Source organism: Actinoplanes sp. NBRC 101535, assembly GCF_030269225.1.
Classification (GTDB): domain Bacteria; phylum Actinomycetota; class Actinomycetes; order Mycobacteriales; family Micromonosporaceae; genus Actinoplanes; species Actinoplanes rectilineatus.
Map to the genome: position 1 here is coordinate 603,205 of NZ_BSSY01000002.1, position 17,631 is coordinate 620,835.

A 17,631-nucleotide genomic window follows, 5' to 3' on the forward strand; every position below is an offset into this window, starting at 1 on the left:
GCACGCTCCCCGGTGTCTCGGCCGGTCGGCCGATCAATCCACCGATTCGGTGGTGGAACTGGTGACGAACGCGTTCAGGCTCAGCGCGATGCTCATCGTGTCGTCGGCGTTGTACTGCGCCTGGGCGCTCTGGATCAGCACCGCCCGTGGCTGCACCTGCTGCAGTTTGCGCAGGAACTTGCTCAGGTTCTCCACCGAGCCGCTGGCGTTCAGCGTGATCGCCAGTTGCGAGACGGACGGCATCTCCTCGGAGACGACCGGGTCGGCCGCGCTGTACCCGTTGACCGCGACCTGCAGCGAGACACCGATCGACTGCAGCTGCTTGAGGAAGGCCGGCAGGCTGTTGGTGTTGCTGCTCAGGGGGAGCGCCGCCTGGTACGTCCGGAGGTCGGCCTTGTACGAGGACAGGCTCTCGCTCTGGGTCTTCAACTCGGCCAGCGAGCTGCGCATCTTGGCCAGCTGGGTGGAGGTCTCCCCGGTCTGGGTCTGCACCTCGTCGGCGGCGGCGTACTTCGGGTTGATCAGCAGGAACCAGCTGGCGACCATGAGCACGACGATGAGCGTGAGCCCGCCGAAGAGCCAGATCCGGTCGACGCGCAGCCCGCCCATCACTTGCCCTTGCTTTCGCAGGTCTTGTCGCTGTACCGGCCGCAGAGCGCCTTGTCGGTGATGCTGACCGAGAGCGAGAAGTTCACGGTCTTCTCGTTTTTCAGGTCGTCGGCGGCCCCGGTCACGCTCTTCGCGAACGGGTTGGCCAGGCTCTCCAGTTGGCTGAGCGCGTCGACGAAGTCGGCGACCCCCTTCTTGTTCGGGGCGGTGCCGGTGATCTGGACGGTGCCGACGGTGGTGCTGCTCGTCGTCGTGGTGGCGGCCGCCTGGTCGTCCAGGAGCGCGGAGACCTGGGTGATGACGACCTCCTCGGTGTCGGCCGTCTTCTTCACCAGGTCGAGGACGTTCGCCCAGGAGAGGTCGTCGGCCTCGATCGCCTTCAGTTCCTTCTTCAGCAGCGTCTGGCCGTTCTGCACCTTGATCAGCTTCTGGACGTTCTCGTCCTTCTGCTGCTGTTGCTGGACCGCCGCGAGCTGTTCCAGGGTCTGGTTGTACTCGGTGTCGGCGTCGCTCTTGAGGACCGAGGCGTGTGCGTACCAGAGGCCGAGGAGCAGGATCACCAGGCCGACCGTGAACAGCACGATCGTCCGGGTCCGGCGGGCCCGCCGGCTGTCATGGATCTCCGGCGGCAGCAGGTTGGCCCGGATCGACAGGACCCGGGCGGCCTGCTGCGGGGTGACCGTCGGATCCAGCGGCATCAGAACGGTCATCAGGACACTCCCAGCGTGAGTCCGATCGAAACCGCGCCGGACGGTACGAAGCTGTCGAAGCCGCGCTCGCGGGCGTTGCGGATGTCGCGCAGGCGGGTGGCGCTGTCCGCGTACATCACCGCGACGCCGAGCTGCTCCTGCAGGTGTTCGGCGAGGCCGGGCATCAGGGCACCGCCGCCGCACAGGGCGATCCGGGTCACCTGCTTCTGGCGTTCGCCGGAGGCCAGGTAGGTGAAGGAGCTGCGCAGCTCGCTGGCGAGTGGGCGGACCGCGTCGATCATCGCGGCCACGCTGTCCCGGTTGCCGTCGCCGTGCAGGCCGAAGCGGCACTTGAGCGCCTCGGCCTCGGCCGTCGGCATGCCGAGGCGGGTGCCGATGCTGTCACTGATCTCGCTGCCGCCGCGGGGGAGCGTACGCACGAAGATCGGTTCCCCGTCCGCGTGCACCACCACGCTGGTGATGTTGGCGCCGATGTCCACGATCGCCTCGACCTGCGAGTCCAGCCGGGACGCGGCCCGCAGCAGCGCGAACGAGGCCAGGTCCACCCCGGTCACCCAGAGGCCGGCCTTCTCCACCGCCTGGACCAGGGTCACCACCGCGTCCTTGGGCATGGCGATCAGCAGCCCGCGGACGGTCGGGTTGTCGCCCGGTTCCTCGAGCGGGAAGAAGTCGAGCAGGGACCGGTCCACGGCCAGCGGCAGCTGTTCCTTGACCTGGAACGGCAGGGCCTGGCGCATCTGGTTCGGCGGCAGGTTGGCGATCGACATCTCGCGGACCACCAGCTGCGGGTTGGTGACGCCGAGGTTGACCCGCTTGGTGCCGAACCGGCTGGCCGTCCAGAGTTGTTTGAGGGCCGAGGTGACCGCGACCGGGTCCTGGATCACGCCGGCCGCCACGGTGCCGGGTGGCAGCGGGAACTGGCCGAAGTTGATCAGCTGGTAGTCGTCCTTGGTACGGCGCACCTCGACCGCCCTGATGGAGGACGAGCCGATGTCCAGCCCGATCGGCGTGGAGCCGGCCATCGGCGCTCCCTTCCTCGGATGGTGGTGGTCAGACGGCGGGCATGAGGTGGGTGGCGTACCACTCGGCGACCGGTGTCGCGGCGAACACCGCGAGGAAGGCGCCGGCGAGCATGAAGGGCCCGAACGGGATCCGGCTCTTGCGGCCGGCCACATTGAGCATGATCATCGTCATGCCGACGATCCCGGCGAGCAGGAAGCCGGCCATCGCTCCGATCGCCACCGCCGGCCAGCCCAGCCAGCCCAGGTAGAACCCGAGCAGCGGGGCCAGTTTGACGTCGCCGCCGCCCATGCCCCAGCCGGCGAGGATCCAGTAGACGGCGTAGAGCAGCACGGCCGCGAGCAGGCCCCGGCCCACCGCCCACAGGTGGTCGCCGGCCAGCGACGCCGGCAGGATCAGGGCGAGGGCGACGGCGTACGACGGAATGACGATCCTGTCCGGCAGCCGCAGGACGTCCAGGTCGATGACGGCCAGGGCGATCGCCACGGCGGCCAGGTAGAGGTAGCCGGGCAACTCCCAGGACCAGCCGAACCGGGCGGCCACCGCCACGAACAGTGCGGCGGTCGCCATCTCGACGAGTGGGTATCTCGCACTGATCCGGGTGTGGCAGTCGGCGCACCGGCCGCGCAGCAGCACCCAGCCGATCACCGGGATGTTGTGCAGCGGGCGGATCCCGTGCTCGCAGTGCGGGCAGTGGGACGGCGGCCGCAGCAGCGACTCGCCCCGGGGCACCCGGTGGATCACCACGTTGAGGAACGAGCCGACCGCGAGCCCGAGCACGCCGGTGACGACGAGCAGGACCTCGGACGGCATGGCTTCCCCTCTTCGGTCACGGCGGTCCCGGGCCGGGCGCCCGGGACCCTCCGGTGGTGGATCAGGCGCAGGTGGTCAGGGTCAGCGCGGTCGAGGTCTTGACCGAGCCACCCTCCTGGCTGTTGTACACATACCACTTTCCGCTGCCGTTTCCGCTGGTAGCGCAGATCTTGTAGTACGTGCCGCCAGGGGTTTCCTTCCAGTAGCCGAGCTTGGTCTTGTCCGAGAGGGTGACCGTCGAGGCGGAGCCGCCGGCGGCGAGGCTCAGGGTCAGCTTGCTGACGGTGCCGTCCGCGGTGGTGGCGTCCGGGTAGGTGTTGCCGTTGTTCGTGTAGAACTGCTCGACCGCGCTGATGGCGCCGCGCACGTCGGACTGCGCCGACTTGTCGGCCGCGCCCTGGCGGTAGTTCAGGTAGACCGGCACGGCGATCGCGACGAGCACGCCGATGATGACCACCACGACCAGGAGCTCGATCAGCGTGAAGCCCTCGTCGTCCTTCTTGGTGCGGAGCCGGTCGATGATGTCGTGCATGTGCTGTGCCTCCAGTGGGCTGCGGGGCGAGGATGGGAGCCGGGCTCGGGCGCCCGGTGGTGCTGCCGGCCGTCGGGGACGGTCGGGAGACCGGCGTCAACTCGACTGGATGTTCTGATAGATCGTGAACATCGGCAGGTAGAGACAGACGACCAGGCCGCCGACCACGCCGCCCATGACGAGCACCATGATCGGTTCGATCGAGGCGGTCAGGGACTCGGCGGCGTCGTCCACTTCCCTGTCGTAGAAGTCGGCAACTTTGTCGAGCATCTGACTGATTTGACCGCTTTCTTCCCCGACTTCGATCATCTGGGTGACCATCACGGGAAAGATCTTGTGGTGGCGCAGTGACGAGGACATCGTCTGGCCGTCCCGCACGGCGGCCTGGACGTCCTTCATCGCCGCGTTGATCACTTCGTTGCCGGTGGTCTCGCCGACCACCGTGAGGGCCTGCATCACCGGTACGCCGACGTTGAGCAGCAGACCCAGGTTGCGGGAGAAGCGGCTCATCGCCAGTTTGCGCATCAGCGGCCCGAACACCGGCATCTTGATCTTGAGCTGGTCGACCTTGAGCCGGAAGTTCTCGCTGGCCCGCATCTGCCGCTTGTAGACGATGCTCGTGGTGACCCCGGTGCCGATGAACAGCGGACCGATCCAGCCCATGTTGTGGCTGGCGTCCACCAGGAACTGGGTGATGGCCGGAAGCTCACCACCGAGGTTCTTGAACATCCCCTCGAAGATCGGGACGATGAAGATCAGGACGCCCGCGATCATGATGAAGGTGAACGCCAGCACGATCGCCGGATAGGTCAGGGCGCTCTTGATCTTGCCGCGGAGTGCGGTGTCCTTCTCCAGGCTGTCGGCGATCTGCTCGAGAGCCTGGTCGATCATGCCGCCGGTCTCGCCGGCCCGGACCATGGCGACCATCAGGCGGGGGAAGACCCGGTCGTGCTTGGCCATCGACTGGGAGAGCCCGTGGCCGCCCGACACGTCGGCCTGCACCTCGCCGAGCGCCTTCTTCAGCGGCGGGGAGGAGCACTGCTCCTCCAGGATCGCGAGCGAGCGGAGCAGCGACATGCCGGAGGCGGTCATCGTGGCGAACTGCCGGGAGAAGACCGCGAGGTCCTTCAGCTTCACCTTGCCGCCGAAGCCCGGGATCTTCAGCTCCATCTGCAGGCCCTGGCCGGCCTCGGTGAGACCGAGCGGCACCTCGCCGCGCCCGCGCAACAGACTGGTCGCCGCCGCCTCGTTCGGCGCCTCGATCGTGCCCTTGGCCTTCTTCCCCGCGGCGTCGATCGAGTGGTACGAGAACGTCTTCGTCGTCGGCATGCTCAGCCCCGTCCCACCAGCCGTTTGAGCTCCTCCGCCGAATGGCAGATCTCCAGGGCGGCCTGCATGTCGACGACACCCTCACGGACCTTCTCGGCCAGGTGCTGGTCGAAGGCGAGCATGCCCTCGGCGCTGCCGGCCTGCATGAAGGACGGGATCTGGTGCGACTTGCCCTCCCGGATCAGGCTTCGGATGGCCGGGGTGCAGGTCAGGATCTCGGCGATCACCGCACGCCCCTTGCCGTCCGCCCGCGGCGCCAGCGACTGGGTGACCACACCCTGGAGGCTGGCCGCCAGCTGGGCCCGGATCTGCAGCTGCTGGTGCGGCGGGAAGATGTCGATGACCCGGTCGACCGTCTGCGTGGCGCTCTGCGTGTGCAGGGTGGCCAGCACCAGGTGGCCGGTCTCGGCGGCGGTCAGCGCGGTGGCCGTGGTCTCCAGGTCACGCAGCTCGCCGACCAGGATGATGTCCGGGTCCTGCCGCAGCGCGTGCTTGAGCGCGCTGGCGAACGTGCCGGTGTCCGAGCCGACCTCGCGCTGGTTGATGATGCAGCGTTTGTGCGGGTGCAGGAACTCGATCGGGTCCTCGATGGTGATGATGTGGTCGGCCCGGCTGCGGTTGGCCAGGTCGAGGATCGAGGCCAGGGTGGTGGTCTTGCCGGAACCGGTCGGGCCGGTCACCAGTACCAGGCCGCGGGGCAGGTGGGCGAAACGGGCCACCGACTCCGGCATGCCCAGCTCGTCCAGCGGCTTGATCTTGTGCGGGATGGCCCGGAACACCGCGCCGCACGAGTTGCGCTGCACGTAGAGGTTGCCGCGGAACCGGGAGACGCCGACGATGCTGTGCGCGAAGTCGAGTTCCTGTTCGTTCCGGTACGTCACCCACTGCGCCGGTGTCACCGCCGCCCGGGCCAGCAGTTCGGTGTCCGCGGAGTTCAGCTTGCCGTACCCGGGGGCCGGCCGCAGTTCGCCGTCGATCCGCATCATCGGCGGGGATCCGACCGTCAGGTGCAGGTCCGAACCCCGGGACTCGACCATCGTGACGAGCAGCTGATCGAGCAGCGCCAGGTCGTTCGCGGTCGCGGCCTCCTGCTGCAGGGTGTCCACGTCCCGCCCCCTTTCGCCGACTCCCGACGCCTGTTGAATCGGCAGGCGAACGATCCGGATTAGGCCTGCTCAGACCGCCACGCGGGAGACCTCGCGGATCGAGGTCAGCCCGCCGGCGGCCTTGGCGAGGCCGTCCGCGCGCAGGTCGTACATGCCCTGGGAGAGCGCCACCTCGCGGATCTCACCGGCCGAGCAGCGGCGGATGGTCAGCGACTCGATCTCCGGCGAGATCGGCATGACCTCGTGGATCGCGATCCGGCCCTTGTACCCGGTGTTCGCGCAGTTGCGGCAGCCGACCGGCCGGTACAGCACCTCGGGGTACGGCAGGTCCTGCAACGGCCAGTTCGCGGCGACCACCTCGTCCTCGGCGGGCGTGTACGGCTCCTTGCACCAGTCGCAGATCCGGCGGGCGAGCCGCTGGGCCAGTACGCAGTCCAACGACGATCCGACCAGGAACGGCTCGATCCCCATCTCGGTGAGCCGGGTGACGGCGCCGGGCGCGTCGTTGGTGTGCAGCGTGGAGAGCACCAGGTGACCGGTGAGCGACGCCTCGACCGCGATCTGCGCGGTGTTGCCGTCCCGGATCTCACCGATCAGCACCACGTCCGGGTCGGACCGCAGGATCGCCGGGAGCACGGCGGCGAAGGTCAGGCCGGCTTTCGCGTTCACCTGCACCTGGTTGACGCCCCGCAGCCGGTACTCGACCGGGTCCTCCACCGTGATCACGTTGATCTCCGGTTTGCTGATCCGGCCGAGTGTCGCGTACAGCGTGGTCGACTTGCCGGAGCCGGTCGGCCCGGTGACCAGCACCATGCCGTGCGGTTTGGAGAACGACGCGGCGAACCGGTCCAGGTTGTGCTGGGTGAAGCCGAGCTTCTGCATGTCCAGGTCGATGCCGCCGGTGTCCAGGACACGCAGCACCAGCTTCTCGCCCCAGACCGTGGGCAGGGTCGCGGTCCGCAGGTCGACGGTCCGGTCGCGGATCAGCGCGGTGATGCGGCCGTTCTGCGGGACCCGCTTCTCGGTGATGTCGACACCCGACATGATCTTGATGCGGGAGGTGAGCGCCGCCATCACGCCGCGCGGCACCACGTCCACCTCGTGCAGCACGCCGTCGATCCGGTACCGCACCCGCATGTCGTCCTCGGTCGGCTCCAGATGCAGGTCGGAGGCGCGGTTCATGACGGCCTGCTCGATCAGGCTGTTCACGTACCGGACGATCGGGGCGTCCTCGGTGCCGCTGGACTGGGCGGCCATCCCGGCCGCGTCGTCCAGCCCGTTGTCGGCCATCTCGCCGAGGTCGGCGCCCTCGCGTTCCAGCCGTTCGATGATCCGGCGGACCTCGCTGCGGGCCACCACCACCGGGCGGATCGTCATGCCGGTGGCCGCGCGGACGTCGTCGAGCGCCACCACGTCGGCCGGGTCGGTGACGCCGACGACCAGTTCGTCGCCGTTGAGGGCCAGGCCGAGCACCCGGTGGCGCAGCACCACCGGCAGCGGGATGCGTTTGAGCGCGTTCGGGTCCGGGGTGAATCCGACCAGGTCCAGGGTGTTGATGCCGAACGAGGCGGCGGCGGCCTGGGTGAGTTGCTCCTCGGTGACGACCTGGTCGTTGATCAGCACGGCCCGCACCGACCGGCCGCTGCGCTGTGCCTCTTCAGCCGCGGCATCGACCGCGTGCGGATCGACGCCGATCTGCTTCAGGGCATCAAGCAGCGGACGGAAGGTCTGATCCACATGGAGCCCATCGGACATTTCGCCGTAGAACTGAGCAAGCTCACCCGGTGTGGCGGAACGTCCGCCGATACGCCGACGGCGCCACCCCGATCGCCGCGTGCAGATGCTGGCGCAGGGCGGTCGCGCTGCCCAGGCCGGAGTGCCGGGCCACCGCCTCCACCGCCAGATCGGTCGACTCCAGCAGGATCCGGGCCTGCTCGACGCGGCGTCGTAGCAGCCACTGGCGCGGGCTCATCCCGGTCTCGTCCCGGAACCGGCGGGTGAACGTGCGGACGCTCATCCGGGCGTGCCCGGCCATCTCCTCCAGGGTGACCGGCTCGGCCAGCCGGTCCAGCACCCAGGCCCGGGTCCGTTCGGTGCCCGTCCCGCTGCCGGACGGCACCGGCCGCTCGATGAACTGCGCCTGACCACCGTCCCGCCAGGGCGGCACCACGCAACGCCGGGCCGCCCGGTTCGCCACGTCCGCGCCGTGGTCGCTGCGGATGATGTGCAGGCACAGATCGATCCCGGCGCCCACACCGGCCGAGGTCAGCACGTCGCCGTCGTCCACGAACAGCACGTCGAAGTCCCACGCGACCCGGGGATACAGCCCGGCGATCCGTTTCGCCCAGGCCCAGTGGGTGGCCGCCGGCCGCCCGTCGAGCAGACCGGCGGCGGCCAGCACCGACGCGCCGGTACAGATCGAGACGATACGTCCGGAAAAAGCCGATAAAGCGGCATAAATCGGATCGGGTAGCGTCCCGTCGGTCACCGGCCCACCCCGATGAATACCCGGGATGAGCAGCGTGTCCGCCTGATCCAGAGCCTCCAGACCGTGCTCCGGGACGATCGTGAAGCCGTGCTCGGTGCGCACCGGGCCCTCGCCGCAGACCCGCACCTCGTAACGGTCGCCGGCCGCGCTGAACACCTGGGTGGCGGTGCCCAGGTCGAAGGGGACCACACCGTCCAGCAGCAGCACCGCTATCACATGCGCCATGGCCCGATTCTTGCGCATCATGACCTCCCGGCCACTCGTCCGGACGGACGGGTCCCCGCAGAATCGGACCGTGAAGTACCGCATCCACCCCGCCTGGCTGGTCGCCGTCGCCGCGTTCGTCGCCCTGATCGGCGCGGCCGGCTTCCGGGCCACCCCGTCCGTCCTGCTGCAGCCGTTGCACGAGGAGTTCGGCTGGTCGCTCAGCACCATCTCGGCGGCCGTCTCGGTCAACCTGCTGCTCTACGGGCTGACCGCGCCGTTCGCCGCGGCGCTGATGAACCGGTTCGGCATCCGGCGGGTGGCGATGGCCGCGTTGCTGCTGGTCTCGGCCGGCTCCGGGCTGACGGTGTTCATGACACAGAGCTGGCAGCTGATGCTCTGCTGGGGTGTGCTGGTCGGTCTCGGGACCGGATCGCTGGCCCTCGGCTTCGTCGCCACGATCACCGGCCGCTGGTTCGTGAGGCACCGCGGCCTGGTCACCGGTGTGCTCACCGCGGGCGGCGCCACCGGCAACCTGATCTTCCTGCCGGTGCTGTCCCGGCTCGCCGAGTCGGAGGGCTGGCGGACCGCGTCACTCACGGTGTCGGTGGCGGCGGTGTGCGTCGTGCCGCTGATCTGGTGGCGGCTGCGTGATCACCCCGCCGATCTGGGTGTCGCCGCCCTCGGCGCGGACACCGTCGTGGCGGCCCCGCCGAAACCCGCCGGCGGCGCCGCCCGCACCGCGCTCTCCGCTCTGCGTGACGCTGCTCGTACCCGCGCCTTCTGGTTGCTGGCCGGCGGTTTCGCGATCTGCGGCGCCACCACCAACGGCCTGGTCGGCACCCACTTCATCCCGGCCGCCCACGACCACGGCATGCCGCAGACCACCGCCGCCGGTCTGCTCGCGCTGGTCGGCGTCTTCGACATCGCCGGGACCATCGCCTCCGGCTGGCTGACCGACCGGGTCGACAGCCGCATCCTGCTCGGCGCCTACTACGCCCTGCGCGGCCTGTCCCTGCTGGTCCTGCCGTCACTGTTCGCGGCCGCCGCACACCCCAGCATGCTGATCTTCATCCTGTTCTACGGCCTCGACTGGGTCGCCACCGTGCCGCCGACGGTCACCCTCTGCCGCGAGTACTTCGGTGCCGCCGGCCCGATCGTCTTCGGCTGGGTCTTCGCCTCCCACCAGATCGGCGCGGCCTTCGCCGCCACCGCCGCCGGCCTGGTCCGGGATCAGCTCGGCGCGTACACCTGGGCCTGGTACGGCGCGGGCGCCCTGGCCCTGCTCGCCTCGCTGCTGAGCCTGATGCTGTTCGCCGGAAAACACTTCAAGCCGATCGCTCCCGGCCTCGGCCTGGCGGTCCCGGCCGATTCCTGAGATCTCCTCGGCGGGGTACGAGACCGCCCCGTCCCGCCAGAACCGGCCCGTCCCACCCTGCCCCAGAAGAGCCGGGCCCCGCCGCTCCGCTGTCCGGACCGGGGTGCCTACAACGGGGGCAGGTCGATGTCGGTCTCCAGGTGCAGTCCCGCCCCCGTGCTCCGGAAGATCGGGTGCCCGTCCCCGTACACCTTCACGAGACCGTCCAGGGCCTGCTGCTGTGCCGCCTCGTCGGCGTCGGCGAGGGCCAGGTTCCAGGCGCAGGCCACCGAGTCCGGGTGGTCGGCGCCGCGGACCGCCCGGGAGCGGCGCAGCGTGTCCGCCGCGAGTTCCCGGGCCTGCTGGGCCTCGCCGATCGCGGCCAGGTCGACGGCCAGGCCGTTGGCGCAGCTCAGCGTGAACGGGTGGTCGGCGCCCACGCTGCGGCGCAGTCCGCTCAGCACCTCGGCGTCGATGGTCCGGGCCTCCGCGTGCCGTCCCACGGCTCGTACCACCCCGGCCAGGCCGGCCGAGGCGGCGAGCGTGAACGGGTGTTCGTCGCCGAGCACCGCGTGGTAACGCGTCACCGCGCGTTCCAGCAGTTCGTGGGCGTGGTCCAGGTCGCCCTCGGCGCGGGCGCAGTTGGCCAGCGACATCGCGGCGGCCAGGGTGTCCACGTTGAGGTCGCCGAATTTCTGGCGGGTGGTCGCCAGGTTGGCGGTGGCCATGGCACGGGCCGCGGGGTCGCCGCGGCGGCGGGCGGCCATCGCGGCGATCCGGCCGGCCCACAACGCGAACGGGTGGTCGGCCGGCACCGTGTGGCCACCGGAGAGCAGGGCCGTCGCGCCCGCGTAGTCGCCCAGCCCGAACAGGTCGAAGGCCAGGCCGGCCCGGGACGAGAGGGTCTCCGGGTGGCCGTCGACGAAGATGGCCTGCCGGTGACGCAGGGTCGGCTCGTCGAGGGCGCGGGCGCCCCGGAAGTCACCGAGCAGCCGCAGGTCGGCGGCGAGGTTGTTGGCGCAGCGCAGCGCGGTCGGGAAGCTCTCGCCGAACAGCCGGCGGTACCGCACCAGGTTGTCCGCGTCGAGTTGCCGGGCCTGCCCGAAGTGGCCCTGCATGCGCAGGTCGCCGCCGACGCTGTTGGCGGTGGCCAGGGTGGCCTCGTCGTCGGCGCCGAACACCTCCCGCTGGGTGCGCAGGGTCTGCAGGTTGAGGTTGCGGGCGTCCGCCGTCCGCCCCACCGCCCGCAGCGTGTTGGCCAGGTGGAACGCGGCCAGCAGGGTCTGTTCGGAGGTCTCGCCGAGGGCGTCGCGCCAGCGGGCCACCGCCGCGCCGGCCAGGTCGCGGCTGGAGTCGAAGTCGCCGCGGGCGTAGTGGTAGCGGATGCAGTTGATGACGAGTTGCCGGACCTCCTCACCGTCGCCGCCGAGCAGATCGGAGTGGATCAGGTGCGGGGCGAGTTCGGCGTAGCGGTACCACCCGGCGGGGTTGTCCGGCTCGCCCGGGTCGGCGGCGGCGAGCATGCCCCGGACGGTCCGCAGCAGCCTGGCGTGCCGTTCCGAGGTGAGTTCCTGGCCGAACATGCCGCGGACCAGCGGGTGCACGGTCAGCTGCTCGCCGGCCGGGTCGAGGTCGGCCAGGCCGAACCGGCTGATCCGGCGCATCGCCGAGCGCAGCCGGCGTTCCACCCGGACGGTCGGCGCGAGCTCCGGGTCGAGGGGCAGGGTGCGGGCCGCCCACAGCAGCCGCCAGGAGATCGGCGCACTGGCCAGGAAGGTGCAGAGTTCGAGAAGGGCCCGGTCGGCCGGGTCGCCGGCGGCCATCGCCTCCGCGGCGAGTCCCCAGGCCACCCGGATCGGGGTGGGGAAGGCCAGGTCGGCGGCGCGGCTCTCGAAGCGGTCCAGGTAGTCGGCGAGGGGCCAGCCGGTGGCCTCGCGGACCGCGGCGGCCAGGTCGAGTGCCATCGGCACGTCACCGAGGCGGTCAGCGAGCCGGTCCGCGTCGTCGGCGGACAGTTCGGGAGAGCGCCCGCGGAGCAGGTCCACGCTGTCCGCGCGGTCGAACACCGGCACCGGCATGGCCTGCGCCACCTCGGCGGTCCAGCGCGGGTTGCGGCTGGTCACCAGCACGTGCCCGGCGCCGGAGGGGAGGTAGGGCATGATGTCCTCGGGCCGGTTGGCGTTCTCGAACACGACCAGCCAGTCCCGGTACGGCTCGCCGCGGCTCAGCGCGTCGCGGACCGCCCCGAGGGTCCGGTTGAGGTCGCGGGCCTCGGGCACGCCCAGCTCCTGGGCGAGACCGGCGAGGGCGGCGCGCATCCCCGCGGGCTGTTCCGCCGGGATCCACCACACCAGGTCGTAGGCGTCGGCGTGCCGGTAGGCATATTCGACGGCCAATTGGGTACGTCCTGTCCCGCCGAGCTGATGGTCCGGACTCGGCAGCAGCACGACGGGGCCGTTGCCGAGCAGACCTCGCACGCGGGTCAGCAGTTCCTCACGGCCCACGAAGCGGGAGTTGCGCGGCGGCAGACCGCCACGGATCGGCACACCGTGCTCCTCACGTGTTGGTGATGCCGATTACCGTACGTGGAAGCCACGCCAACGCAAAGCGGGCACGCGACGAAACGGAAGGCCCCTCGGTGACCGACGAGATCGTGACGAGCCTGGATGCCGCGAACGGCGTCACCACCGTGTCCCTCCGGGGCGAGATCGACATCCTCTCCGTGGAGCAGTTGCGGGTGGCTCTGGGCGAGGCGGTGGCCGGCCGTCCGCGGCTCATCGAGGTGGACATGGCCGGTGTCGCGTTCATCGATTCGACCGGCCTGGGCGCGCTGATCTCGGGTTTCCAGCGCGCCCGCGACTCCGGCATCGATTTCCGGCTGGCCCGGCCGTCCGCCAACGTCCGCCAGGTGCTCGTCCTGAGCGGCCTGATGGAGGTCGTCCCGGTGCGGCCGGCCGAACAGGGCCCGGCGCAGTGACGGCGGCTCACAGGGGCACCGGCACGCCCTGACGGTCCAGCAGTTCGGTCACCGCGGCGGCCGGCATCGGCCGCGCGAAGTGATAGCCCTGTGCCCGGCTGCACGCCAGTTCCCGCAGCCGTTCGGCCTGCCCGGCGTCCTCCACGCCCTCGGCGACCGGCGCCAGGTTGAAGGTGCGGGCGATGTGCAGCACCGCCTCGGCCACCGACGCGCCACCGGTCTCCGGCATCGCCTGCACGAACGAGCGGTCGATCTTCACGACGTCCACCGGCAGGGCGCTGAGGTGGCTCAGCGACGAGAAGCCGGTGCCGAAGTCGTCCAGCGCGATCCGGACGCCCAGTGCCTTGAGCGCGCCGAGCACCCGGGCCGACTCGACCAGGTCGGTCAGCGCCACCGACTCGGTCAGCTCCAGCACCAGGTCCTGCGGGGGCAGACCGGTCGCGGTCAGCACCGCCCGGACCTCCTCGATGAGCCGCGGGTTGCCCAGCTGGGACGCCGACAGGTTCACGTTGATCTCGAAGCCGGGGAACTGGCTCTGCCAGGCGATGGCCTGCCGGCAGGACTCCTCGAGCACCCAGCCGCCGATGCGGGGCAGCAGGCCCAGCGATTCGGCCAGGTCGAGGAAGGCGGCCGGGGCGAGCAGGCCGCGCTCCGGGTGCCGCCAGCGGATCAGCGCCTCGACGCCGACGGTCTGCTCGCCGTTGCGCAGGTCCACGATGGGCTGGTAGTGCACCTCGAACTCGCCGGCCTCCAGACCGCGCAGCACGTCGGCCTGCAGGCGGCGGTGCTGCTCGGCCGCGGCGAACAGCACCGGGTCGAACCGGCGGGCGATGCCGCCGCCGTCCTCCTTGGAACGCAGCACGGCCTGGTCGGCCCGGCGCAGCACCGACGTCAGGTCCTCGACGGCGCCGGCGATGGCCACCCCGGCGCTGGCCCGGACGGCCAGTGGCACCCCGGCGACCTCGATCGGCCGGTGCAGCTCGGTCAGCACCCGTTCGGCGACCGCGACGGCCGCGTACTCGTCCTCCACACCGGGCAGCAGGACGGCGAACTCGTCGCCGCCGAGCCGGGCGACCGTGTCGTTGGCGCGCACGTTCACCGAGATCCGGTCGGCGGTGATCCGCAGCAGTTCGTCGCCGACGGCCTGGCCGTGCGACATGTTGACGTCCTTGAAGCCGTCCAGGTTGAGCAGGATCACCGCGGTGCGGTTGCGGCCCGGCACGGCGAGGACCTCGTCGGCGTACTCGACGAACATCCGGCGGTTGCCGATGCCGGTGAGCGAGTCGCGGAACGCCTGCTGGGCGAGCAGGACCTGCTGCCGGTTGCCGTCCACCTCGCGGCCGGTGAGCGCCTGCCGGGCCGCCAGCGCGCCCCCGATGAGCAGCACCAGCCAGGTCGCGGCGGGGGAGAGGGCCCCGCTCAGGTGCTGGACCGCGGCGGCGGTCAGGGCCGCCCCGACGGTGAGCTGCCGGAGCATCGGCCGGGTGTTGTCGGTCGCGAGGACCGCCACCGCCAGGCACACCGCGGCCAGCAGCGGCACGAGACGGCCGAGCAGCCCGCCCGGGTGCGCGGCCACGGCCGCCGGCCAGGCCAGCAGAACGAGCGAGGCCAGCACGATGCTGTCATCGATGCCGACCCGTATCCGGTCCATCAGTGCGTTGCGGCCCACGGTCCACCTCCGGCGACACACATCGGTCCGCCCCGGGCGCAGATGAGTCATCCGGACAGCCAATCGGCGAGTGTGACGATGTCGGCTCCGGGCAGGGCGAGCGCCGCCGCGCGGACCACCTCGGGCCGCGCGCGCAGGGCCCGCTGCGGCGCGACCAGGGCGAGGCCGCTCCAGGCCGCGTCGTCGTCGCGGTTCTTCACCAGCGCTTCACCGTACGACCGGAGCGCCGTCCCGTGGTCGCCGCGCACGCAGGCGGCGTCCCCGGCACCGGCGTCCCCGTCACCGGTCCGGTCCGCCGCGTCGCCCTTCACCCGGGCGTGAGCCAGGCGCAGCCGGTGGCTGTTCTCCAGGGCGCGTCCGGGCGCCGAACTCAGCCGGGACGTGACCGCCGGCGGCGGCTGCCCGGCCCGCCAGGCGTCCGCGAGACGTCCGGTGTCGCCGGGCGTGACGGCCAGGTTCCGCAGCCGCCACCGCGCCCGGTGGTCGGCGTTCGCCAGTGCGGCCAGGCGGGCGGTCTCCGGCGCGACCGGATCGTCGCGCCACGCCGCGGCCTGCGCCCGCAGGGCCGTCACGAACCGCTCCCCGGCGGGGGTCAGCCGTCCGCCGTCCAGCAGGTCACCGGCCGCCGACAGCACCGCCTCCCGCCATCGGGCGAACTCGAATCCGCCGGCCGGCGATCCACCGGCCCGCCACTCGTCCCGCCAGAACCGGGTGACGGCCAGGTAGGCGTAGGCGCCGTGCAGCACCCCCGACGCCGGCCGCGGATCCTCCCGCCACGGCGAGTACTCCCGCTCGCCGCCCGGTTCGACCAGCGGGAACAGCAGCTGAACGGTGTTCAGCACGCTGTGCTGCGTCTCGTGGATCAGCCCGGCGGCCAGCGAACGCCCGTCCACCGGTGCCGACATGGCCACCGCTCCGAAGGCCTCCGCGGAGGTCGCGCTGATCCCTTCGGCCACCGGATCCGGAAGCACCGGCACGATCACCCGCAGCACCGCGGCGACGGTCGTGGCGGCCGCCCGGTGCCGGTCGACGAGGAGCCGCCACGCCTCGTCCAGGCAGGCGCTCCAGTGGGCCGCCTGGACGGGAGTCAGGGCCGGCGCCGGGGTCAGTCCCAGGGACCGGCGCAGCGGATCACTGTCGTCGACGCGTACCCGGAGAGAGAGGTCTCGGTGGTGGGCTGTGAGCCGATGACCGCCGCGCGGCGCGGGTGCCGCGTCCGGGGCCGCGCCGGTCCGCAGCGCGTGTGCGGCCCACAGACCGGTCATCGGGTCGGCGATCCACTGCCGGGCCTGATCCGGATCGGTCGTGCTCAGCCGGGTGAACCAGTCCGGCACGGCCGTCGCCGAAAGCCGCAGCTCGCGCAGGAGCAGGAGGTGCCGGCTCAGGTGGGCGCGGTGCAGCAGGTCCAGGGTGGCGGTGTCCGGGCGGCCCGCGCCGAGCGCGGCGAACGCACGGTCGCCGAGGGAGAAGGAGGACGGGGGAGGCTGCGGGGGCATCAGACCGCGGAGTTGAAGCCCGCGATGGGCTCGCCGGGGCCGGACAGCTCGCCGAGGACCCGGCGCAGGGAATGGGCGAGAACCGACTCGTCGTCATCCGTGACGAGATCCGTGAGGGAGACGCCGGAGAGATCGATCATCACGGATCGCCATTCGGTAGGCTTCCCGTCGCCGTCCTGGCCTGGCTCCACGGCACCTCCTTCAGTGCTGGCGCGGTGTCGGTCGATGCGTTGCCTGAAGGTTACGGCGGTCGCCGGGTCGGGTGACCGCCGGGAGTCGCTACGGTGGGTGCTCGCGGGTCTTGCACAGCCGTGATCTGATGGGCGTTGACTACCGCAAAGTCGGTAACGGAGGGCGAAAACGTGCGGGATGCAGACCCAGGCGCCGGTGACGGCGTGTCGCGAACGGACGTCGCGGTGGAGGCGGAGCCGGCCGAACCGGTGATGCCGCCGGCGCCGCCGTTCCCGATCTTCGACAACACGCCCACGTTGCCGCAGCAGGTGCCGGGCAACGGGTTCGAGAGTGGGCGGGACAGCCGTGCCCGCTGACACGCCGCCGTCACTGCCGAGGCGTGGTCCCGCGCCGGCGGTCGACCGGATGAGCAACGCGGAGCTGGCTCGCATGGTCGAGTCCGAGCATCCGTACCGGGGGCGGGCGCTGTTCGAGCTCAGCGACCGGGTTCCGCGTGACGACGACGCGGCCACCCGGGTGGGGATGCTGTCGCGGCTCACCTCGCTGCGCCGGGCGCGGCTCTTCGACCGCGTCTCGCTGGCCTGGTCGGCGATCATCGCGCTGCTGGCGGCGGAGACCCCGCACGCGCGCGCGGAGGCCTACGCGGCGTTCGCCGACCTCTCCGAGGAGGAGCGGCGGGACATGCTGGACTATCTCGAGGTCGGCACGATCGAGGAGGCCCACCCGCGCATCACGTGAGCGGGCCCCCGCCAGTGGGCGTGTCTCAGGCTTCGACGTGCACGTCGCGACGGAACGCGACGCGGTCGCGGACCGCCGCGGCGTCGGGCTTCGGGTCGGGGTAATACCAGGCGGCGTCAACCGAGGTCTGTCCGGCCGCGCGCAGTGAGTAGTAGGAGGCCTTGCCCTTCCACAGGCACACCGTGTGGGTCTCGGAGGGAACCAGCACGTCCTCGCGGATCGATGCGCGCGGGAAGTAGTAGTTGCCCTCGAGCACCACGGTGTCGTCGCTCTCGGCGATCACTTCGTCGTTCCAGATGGCCTTCGGCATGACCCGAACGTACCCCGCAGATGGGTTTCGTGTCTGATATGTGCGGTTTATTCACCTCTCGAGGGTGAAACGTCCGGACAT

Annotated in this window: 18 protein-coding genes; 4 read left to right on the plus strand and 14 right to left on the minus strand. The window is 71.0% G+C overall.

Going from position 1 to position 17,631, the window contains the following annotated elements; all coding sequences use genetic code 11:
- Positions 1-33: 33 nt before the first annotated feature.
- The 9 genes from QSK32_RS07810 to QSK32_RS07850 form a co-directional block, all read right to left on the minus strand.
- Entirely contained in the window at positions 34-609 is a 576-nt protein-coding gene (locus tag QSK32_RS07810) for a type 4a pilus biogenesis protein PilO (RefSeq protein WP_045743256.1), read from the minus strand.
- Positions 609-1,319, minus strand: coding sequence for a PilN domain-containing protein (locus QSK32_RS07815; protein ID WP_045743255.1), 711 nt, complete (start codon positions 1,317-1,319; stop codon positions 609-611). The genes QSK32_RS07810 and QSK32_RS07815 overlap by 1 nt, the downstream gene beginning before the upstream one ends.
- A complete protein-coding gene (gene pilM / locus QSK32_RS07820; RefSeq protein WP_045743254.1) occupies positions 1,319-2,341 on the minus strand; it encodes a type IV pilus assembly protein PilM in 1,023 nt (340 codons plus the stop codon). Before pilM ends, QSK32_RS07815 begins: the two co-directional genes overlap by 1 nt.
- Positions 2,342-2,369: 28 nt before the next feature.
- On the minus strand, positions 2,370-3,152 hold the full coding sequence (locus QSK32_RS07825) for a prepilin peptidase (RefSeq protein ID WP_045743253.1): 783 nt from the start codon (positions 3,150-3,152) through the stop codon (positions 2,370-2,372).
- A 61-nt stretch (positions 3,153-3,213) separates the two neighbouring features.
- Positions 3,214-3,684 carry a prepilin-type N-terminal cleavage/methylation domain-containing protein gene (locus QSK32_RS07830; protein ID WP_045743252.1) on the minus strand — a complete coding sequence of 157 codons (471 nt, stop codon included), beginning with the start codon at positions 3,682-3,684 and terminating at the stop codon, positions 3,214-3,216.
- 96 nt (positions 3,685-3,780) lie between these two features.
- The gene (locus tag QSK32_RS07835) at positions 3,781-5,013 is read right to left on the minus strand and encodes a type II secretion system F family protein (protein ID WP_045743251.1); all 1,233 of its coding nucleotides are present in this window, start codon (positions 5,011-5,013) and stop codon (positions 3,781-3,783) included.
- Positions 5,014-5,015: 2 nt separating this feature from the next.
- The gene (locus QSK32_RS07840; RefSeq protein ID WP_045743250.1) at positions 5,016-6,119 is read right to left on the minus strand and encodes a type IV pilus twitching motility protein PilT; all 1,104 of its coding nucleotides are present in this window, start codon (positions 6,117-6,119) and stop codon (positions 5,016-5,018) included.
- A 69-nt stretch (positions 6,120-6,188) separates the two neighbouring features.
- Positions 6,189-7,856, minus strand: a complete 1,668-nt coding sequence (locus tag QSK32_RS07845; RefSeq protein WP_045743249.1) for a GspE/PulE family protein — start codon at positions 7,854-7,856, stop codon at positions 6,189-6,191.
- Between the two features lie 40 nt (positions 7,857-7,896).
- On the minus strand, positions 7,897-8,832 hold the full coding sequence (locus QSK32_RS07850) for a GlxA family transcriptional regulator (protein ID WP_285471539.1): 936 nt from the start codon (positions 8,830-8,832) through the stop codon (positions 7,897-7,899).
- 19 nt (positions 8,833-8,851) lie between these two features.
- On the opposite strand from QSK32_RS07850, the gene QSK32_RS07855 reads away from it, so the two are divergent.
- Positions 8,852-10,189: an MFS transporter gene (locus QSK32_RS07855; protein ID WP_502872517.1), complete on the plus strand. Its 1,338-nt coding sequence runs from the start codon at positions 8,852-8,854 to the stop codon at positions 10,187-10,189.
- Between the two features lie 107 nt (positions 10,190-10,296).
- On the opposite strand, the gene fxsT is transcribed toward QSK32_RS07855, so the two are convergent.
- Positions 10,297-12,714, minus strand: coding sequence for an FxSxx-COOH system tetratricopeptide repeat protein (gene fxsT, locus QSK32_RS07860; RefSeq protein ID WP_285471541.1), 2,418 nt, complete (start codon positions 12,712-12,714; stop codon positions 10,297-10,299).
- A gap of 92 nt (positions 12,715-12,806) precedes the next feature.
- On the opposite strand from fxsT, the gene QSK32_RS07865 reads away from it, so the two are divergent.
- Positions 12,807-13,145 (plus strand): STAS domain-containing protein, encoded by a 339-nt coding sequence (locus QSK32_RS07865; RefSeq protein ID WP_045743246.1) that lies wholly within the window; start codon positions 12,807-12,809, stop codon positions 13,143-13,145.
- A gap of 7 nt (positions 13,146-13,152) precedes the next feature.
- On the opposite strand, the gene QSK32_RS07870 is transcribed toward QSK32_RS07865, so the two are convergent.
- From QSK32_RS07870 to fxsA, 3 genes are read right to left on the minus strand one after another with little or no spacing between them, the layout of a single operon-like run.
- Positions 13,153-14,814 (minus strand): putative bifunctional diguanylate cyclase/phosphodiesterase, encoded by a 1,662-nt coding sequence (locus tag QSK32_RS07870; RefSeq protein ID WP_285471542.1) that lies wholly within the window; start codon positions 14,812-14,814, stop codon positions 13,153-13,155.
- Between the two features lie 47 nt (positions 14,815-14,861).
- Positions 14,862-16,310 (minus strand): aKG-HExxH-type peptide beta-hydroxylase, encoded by a 1,449-nt coding sequence (locus QSK32_RS07875; RefSeq protein ID WP_285471543.1) that lies wholly within the window; start codon positions 16,308-16,310, stop codon positions 14,862-14,864.
- Positions 16,310-16,501: an FxSxx-COOH cyclophane-containing RiPP peptide gene (gene fxsA / locus QSK32_RS07880; RefSeq protein WP_245673998.1), complete on the minus strand. Its 192-nt coding sequence runs from the start codon at positions 16,499-16,501 to the stop codon at positions 16,310-16,312. The genes QSK32_RS07875 and fxsA overlap by 1 nt, the downstream gene beginning before the upstream one ends.
- A 204-nt stretch (positions 16,502-16,705) precedes the next feature.
- On the opposite strand from fxsA, the gene QSK32_RS07885 reads away from it, so the two are divergent.
- On the plus strand, positions 16,706-16,858 hold the full coding sequence (locus QSK32_RS07885) for a hypothetical protein (protein WP_157411081.1): 153 nt from the start codon (positions 16,706-16,708) through the stop codon (positions 16,856-16,858).
- A gap of 49 nt (positions 16,859-16,907) precedes the next feature.
- Positions 16,908-17,240 (plus strand): hypothetical protein, encoded by a 333-nt coding sequence (locus QSK32_RS07890; RefSeq protein ID WP_045743243.1) that lies wholly within the window; start codon positions 16,908-16,910, stop codon positions 17,238-17,240.
- Between the two features lie 25 nt (positions 17,241-17,265).
- Here QSK32_RS07890 and QSK32_RS07895 read toward each other — a convergent pair whose 3' ends face one another.
- Positions 17,266-17,550, minus strand: a complete 285-nt coding sequence (locus QSK32_RS07895; RefSeq protein ID WP_045743242.1) for a DUF427 domain-containing protein — start codon at positions 17,548-17,550, stop codon at positions 17,266-17,268.
- Positions 17,551-17,631 lie beyond the last annotated feature (81 nt).

Excerpts from the sequence above, each read along its gene's own strand:
- QSK32_RS07810 (WP_045743256.1), bottom strand. The coding sequence starts at position 609 with ATGGGCGGGCTGCGCGTCGACCGGATCTGGCTCTTCGGCGGGCTCACG.
- QSK32_RS07815 (WP_045743255.1), bottom strand. The coding sequence starts at position 1,319 with ATGACCGTTCTGATGCCGCTGGATCCGACGGTCACCCCGCAGCAGGCC.
- pilM (WP_045743254.1), bottom strand. The coding sequence starts at position 2,341 with ATGGCCGGCTCCACGCCGATCGGGCTGGACATCGGCTCGTCCTCCATC.
- QSK32_RS07825 (WP_045743253.1), bottom strand. The coding sequence starts at position 3,152 with ATGCCGTCCGAGGTCCTGCTCGTCGTCACCGGCGTGCTCGGGCTCGCG.
- QSK32_RS07830 (WP_045743252.1), bottom strand. The coding sequence starts at position 3,684 with ATGCACGACATCATCGACCGGCTCCGCACCAAGAAGGACGACGAGGGC.
- QSK32_RS07835 (WP_045743251.1), bottom strand. The coding sequence starts at position 5,013 with ATGCCGACGACGAAGACGTTCTCGTACCACTCGATCGACGCCGCGGGG.
- QSK32_RS07850 (WP_285471539.1), bottom strand. The coding sequence starts at position 8,832 with ATGGCGCATGTGATAGCGGTGCTGCTGCTGGACGGTGTGGTCCCCTTC.
- QSK32_RS07855 (WP_502872517.1), top strand. The coding sequence starts at position 8,852 with ATGACCTCCCGGCCACTCGTCCGGACGGACGGGTCCCCGCAGAATCGG.
- QSK32_RS07875 (WP_285471543.1), bottom strand. The coding sequence starts at position 16,310 with ATGCCCCCGCAGCCTCCCCCGTCCTCCTTCTCCCTCGGCGACCGTGCG.
- QSK32_RS07890 (WP_045743243.1), top strand. The coding sequence starts at position 16,908 with ATGAGCAACGCGGAGCTGGCTCGCATGGTCGAGTCCGAGCATCCGTAC.
- QSK32_RS07895 (WP_045743242.1), bottom strand. The coding sequence starts at position 17,550 with ATGCCGAAGGCCATCTGGAACGACGAAGTGATCGCCGAGAGCGACGAC.